Origin of the sequence: Candidatus Protofrankia californiensis, assembly GCF_900634765.1 — a bacterium.
Lineage (GTDB): Bacteria > Actinomycetota > Actinomycetes > Frankiales > Frankiaceae > Protofrankia > Protofrankia californiensis.
In genome coordinates, this window is the sequence record NZ_CAAAFT010000072.1 from 16,609 (window position 1) to 21,280 (window position 4,672).

Sequence of the window (4,672 nt, forward strand, 5' to 3'; positions counted from 1 at the left end):
CTCCGACGGTGGGTCGCTGGCAGCCACCGCCACCGCCACCGCCACCGCCTCCGGCGCGGCTGCCATGGCGCTGTTCACGGCGGTGCCGTTCATGGCCGTACCGTCCGTAATGGTGCCGTTCACGGCCGCACTGTCCGTGGCGGTGCCGTTCATGGCGGCGCTGTCCATGGTGGTGTTGCCGCGGCTGTCCCGTCCGCGGTGCCGATCGTCACCGTGGGCAGTCCGGGCCGGACCAGGATGCTCGCTGTCGGGTAACGGCGTGTCATGCGTGGGCACGGTAGGAATCTGCGAGCGCGTTGGCGCAGTCGTCCCATGTGGGCAGGCGGGTGGACGGCGCACTGTGGCTGCCGGCCCCGACCGGCGCGTCCCCTCCTGTAGCCGTGTCCCCTCCAGTAGCCGTGTCCGAGGTCAGGTGGCGGAGCAGGGCAGCGGCGACCGTGCGCGGGTCCGCGGGGTTGTCGACCCGTTCGGCCAGACCGCGATCGGCCAGCTCACCGAGGCCGGTGGCGGGGGCGACCACGACTGGACGTCCGAGCGCGACCGCCTCCATCACCGCGACCGGATGGGCTTCGTACTCGCTGAGTAAGGCGACCACGTGCGCACCTGCCAGCAGGTCGGTCATGGCCTGGCGTTCGGCCGGCGGGACAAAGGTGAAGCCGACCCGGTCGGCCACACCCAAACGGATGGCCTGAGCCCGCAGTTCGTCCTCATACGGGCCCTTTCCTACCAGCAGCAGCTGTGCGCGCGGTTCCTGTTCGAGCAGTGTGGGCAGCGCGGCGATCAGGTGGTGCTGGCCCTTGTACTTCTCGAAACGGCCGACCGAGACCACGGTCGGAGTGCTGGCGTCGGGTTGGACGCCGGTGGCGGCGGGTTCGACGCCGTTCGGGATGACCGCCAGACGGTTGGCGGCTACACGCGCCAGCCGGGCGAACATCTCCTTTTCGAACTCGGCGACGCACAGTACCTGCCGGGCGCGGCGCAGCAGTGGGCCGAGGGTCCACCACTGGACGTCGCGCAGCCGATGGCGCATCGCTGACGAGTGGCCACCGGTGTGCGGGCTGACCAGGTAGGGCGTCTGCGCTGCGAGCGCAGTGGCCATGGCGATGACCGGGACGGCGGTGTGCACTCCCTGGCAGTGCACGAGGTCGTAGTAGCCGCTGCCGACCGCCGCGCGAATGCGCGGAGCGATGTAGTAGTCGCGCTCCCGTGGCCAAGCGGGTACTCGCCGTACCCGAATCCCCTCGACGACCTCGACGGGGGGCCGGCTTCCGTCGCGATCGGTGGTCAGGACGTCCACCCGCAGGCCGGGCATGGCGTTCAGCCGTCGGGCCGTTTCGTAGACGTGTGTCTCGATCCCTCCCATGTCGGGGAAGAACCGGGGGGTGACCTGGAGCACGCGAAGTCGTCCGGACACGGTTATTGCTCCCTCGGGGTGGCGAACGCAGCTGTCGGGGCACGACACGTTGGCACTGTGTTGCAACTGCGCGGGTTGCAACTGCACGGGTTGCGACTGTGCGGGCTGGCATGAGAGCAGGACATCATCATAAATACTATAAGTTATTGAATTGTTATCGATCGTATGATTTTTCCATTGACGAGAAGGCGGACTGTGGTTGGGGCGGGAGTGGCCTCGCTCCCCACGGGGACGTCGACCTTTTTCTTGCGCGGCTCCAGCGGCAACCGCCACTGTCGGCCCTCGGCGTTGATCACCTCCAGCAGGAGATCACCGTTGTCGCCCTCGGCCCGGGTGACGGTGACTTCCAGGCCCGTGTGTGTCCGGGTAGCGCCGAGCGCCGTCACCGGCGCATTCATGGTTGTGTCGTCCGACCACCACGACAGGCCCACCGCCACGGCGAGGATCAGTATCGGGACGGACGTCAGCAGCACCGCCCTGCGGGGTCCTGCCTTCCAGGCGCTGGTCTTCCAGGCAGCAGCCTTCCAGCGCGACGCCTCCCGGAGCAGGTGGTCTCGGATCCGGGCCAGGAAGGTGGCCGGTCGCAGGCGTCCGAAGGTGGCGAGTGCCACCGCCACGGCGCCGAACAGCAGGTCGTAGGCGAGCGGGTTGTCGGCAAGCCCGACCACGGCCACCAGCAGCGAGCCGACCATCAGCCCGGTGACGGTGAGCAGAAACAGCGGGGCGATGTTCGCCGGGGAGTCCGCCCGGGAGCTGACCGGGGAGTTCGTTCGGGGGTTTGCCGCGGATGCGTCTGCCGCGGAGTCGTTTCCACCGGAGTCTGTGCCGGCTTTCGCGGTCCGGGTGAGGGTTGCGTGCAGACCGGCGACGCCGAGAACGAGAATCGTAATTCCGAGGAGGGCCTGCAGGACGGTCGTGACCGTGTTCACCGGTCACCTCCCGCAGGCCGCGGAGTTGTTGTCGGAGGTGTTGTTGGCAGCCAGAGGGCTTTGACGTCGTATATCTTCACCGGTCCGTTGTCGTAGACCTTCACCGAACCCGGCTGGGTGTCGAACTTCGCCAGCATCGCCGGTGTCAGCTGGGAACCAACCGGCGCTTCGCCGTTTTCCGCGTAGAACGTCTCGTGCGGGAGCCCGTCGGCAAGCCGGGTGTCAACAATGACGTACTGGATTCGACCGGTCGTAATGACCGTGCGTTCGTAGTCCCCGATGGTGCTGCCGAAGTAGAGTGGTGCGGCGCTGGCCCTGCTGCCCAGGCTGGTGACGAGCCACTGACGGCCGATACTCATGAGCCGGACCCCGGTCTCGCGGTCGCCGGCGACCCGGCTGCCCTGCGGCAGCCGGGTGTTCGCCCAGTCGGTGGCGGCGACCACGTACGGGTCGATGGAACGCCCGTCGGCGATCACCAGGTAGGGTCCCGGCATCCGTGACCAGTCCGCGCCTGAGCCCAAAACCGTGCCGCCTATGAATACAAAGACCGAGAGTGCGGTGGTGAGCCGTACGAGGTGCGCTGGACGGGTCGTGCGATGGGTCGTGAGGTAACTGGTGATGGTGAGGCCGAGCACGGCGGCGAGGCCGAGGTAGATGAAGGTGGACATGCGGGTGGACAGCTCGGCCGTCCGCGGCGCGACGGTGCCGATCACTGTCAGGGGGAACGCCAGGTGCATGAGCCGCAGGAGCTGGTACAGCGTTGCGTGCCGGCTGTCGGTGTCCGGCCGGAACTTGAACGGACCGACCGGGAGGATCGACACCGACCACAGCAGGGTCGAGCCGAGCAGTGCCACGATCTGCCAGGTCGGGGTGGCCGTGCCGGCTGAGTCGGTGAACATCTTACGGCTCTTGGCCTGACCGCTGGCGACATTGCCGGCTTGGTGGAAGCTTTCCGACAGGATGGGTCCCAGATAGTCGCTGAGCATCGAGATGCTGACAAGCGCCCAGCCCGCGGTGGTCAGCAGCCCGACCAGGGTGATGCCGGCGAGCGCCCTGCCGTCCGCCCGGTCACGCCGGACGAACGCGCACAACGTCCACCCGGCGAGCAGCCCCACAGTGATCCAGCTGGTGATGTGGTGGGTCAACGACAGCGCGATCCACGTCATCGCAATCAGTAATGCAGCGATTATCCGCCCGTACCGTGGGCGGTCCACGACGATCAGCAGGAGCAGCACAGTCAGGGCGATGGCCAGGGACTGGTAGGCGAACTGCGCGTTGAAGAAGAAGAACTGCGGACTGCAGGAGTAGATCGCAACCCCCACTCCGGCCGCGTAGGCGGACCGGCTCAGGCGTTCGATCAGCAGAAACAGGCCGTATACCAGCAGGAAGCGCGCCAGCAGGACGACGCCGATCACAGCTACCTGGTTCGGTACGCCGAGCAGCTGGACGACGGAATTGGTCAGCAGCTCCAACCCCGGGAACCGGGGGCTGACCGGCAGGCCCGGATGAGGGGTGAAAACATGCCCGGTCGCCTGCAGATCGAGCAGGGTGCGCAGGTGCAGTAGCTCGTCGAACTCGCGGACGGCGGAAATCTGGGTCAGTTCGAAACAGAAGTACAGGGCGACGCCCAGAAGCACCGACACCCGCAGCCGTTCCTGCCGGGATGTGCCTGTCCGCAACAGGCGGATCGCACCTGTGGCGAAGACCGTCATCAAGCCGGGCCAGAGCAGTGCGGTGCCCGCGTCCGGATGCCCGGAACGTCCGATCAGGTAGGACACCGCGACCAGCAGCACTCCTGCGGCCATGATCGTTGCAACGGCAAGGGAGCGGTCGGGGACGGTCAGGCCATGACTGGTCAGGCTCGTGGTGACCGAGCGCACGACCGGGTGTCCGCCGGCCGGAGGTGTGCTGATCGGATCATCCCGGGACGCGGGCGCCTTCCGCCACGGCCGCCAGCCCGGTAACGAAATCCAGCCTGGTAACGAAATATGGTTCGCGCTGTTGCCGCCGGCCGGCTCGCCAACCGGCCCGGTAACCGTCTCGAGGAGCCCCGCCATCGGATCGAGCAGGACCACGGTCGGGTCGGAGTCGACATGCGCAGCCGCCTGCCCCGTTTTCTCCTCCATCCGGTCATTGTCGTAGGTGCCGGACTTCTCACGGGCGACGGATCCGGTGCTGCGTCTGGGCGTGAACGCTGTGATGACAATGGTGCTGGTGCGCTCCCGGATCGCGCTGTCGGTTGCCGGCGCGGCATTTTCGATTGCGTTGTTGTTCGTTGTGTCGTCGTTGGTCGTGTCGTCTTCGTCGAGCGGCCGGGATTCAGCGGGCC

4 protein-coding genes are annotated in these 4,672 nt (G+C 67.2%); all 4 read right to left on the bottom strand.

Translation table 11 applies throughout. The features are described 5' to 3' along the window. Window positions 1-276: hypothetical protein (locus DD1DGNOD_RS26510; protein ID WP_206442946.1), on the bottom strand; the 276-nt coding region annotated here is incomplete at its 3' end. Next, window positions 263-1,414 carry a glycosyltransferase family 4 protein gene (locus DD1DGNOD_RS04570; protein WP_131769521.1) on the bottom strand — a complete coding sequence of 384 codons (1,152 nt, stop codon included), beginning with the start codon at window positions 1,412-1,414 and terminating at the stop codon, window positions 263-265. The genes DD1DGNOD_RS26510 and DD1DGNOD_RS04570, both read right to left, overlap by 14 nt. Before the next feature lie 143 nt (window positions 1,415-1,557). Further along, window positions 1,558-2,343, bottom strand: a complete 786-nt coding sequence (locus tag DD1DGNOD_RS04575) for a hypothetical protein (protein WP_131765356.1) — start codon at window positions 2,341-2,343, stop codon at window positions 1,558-1,560. After that, the coding region (locus DD1DGNOD_RS26515; protein ID WP_165036416.1) for a hypothetical protein at window positions 2,340-4,672 on the bottom strand (2,333 nt) is incomplete at its 5' end. The genes DD1DGNOD_RS04575 and DD1DGNOD_RS26515, both read right to left, overlap by 4 nt.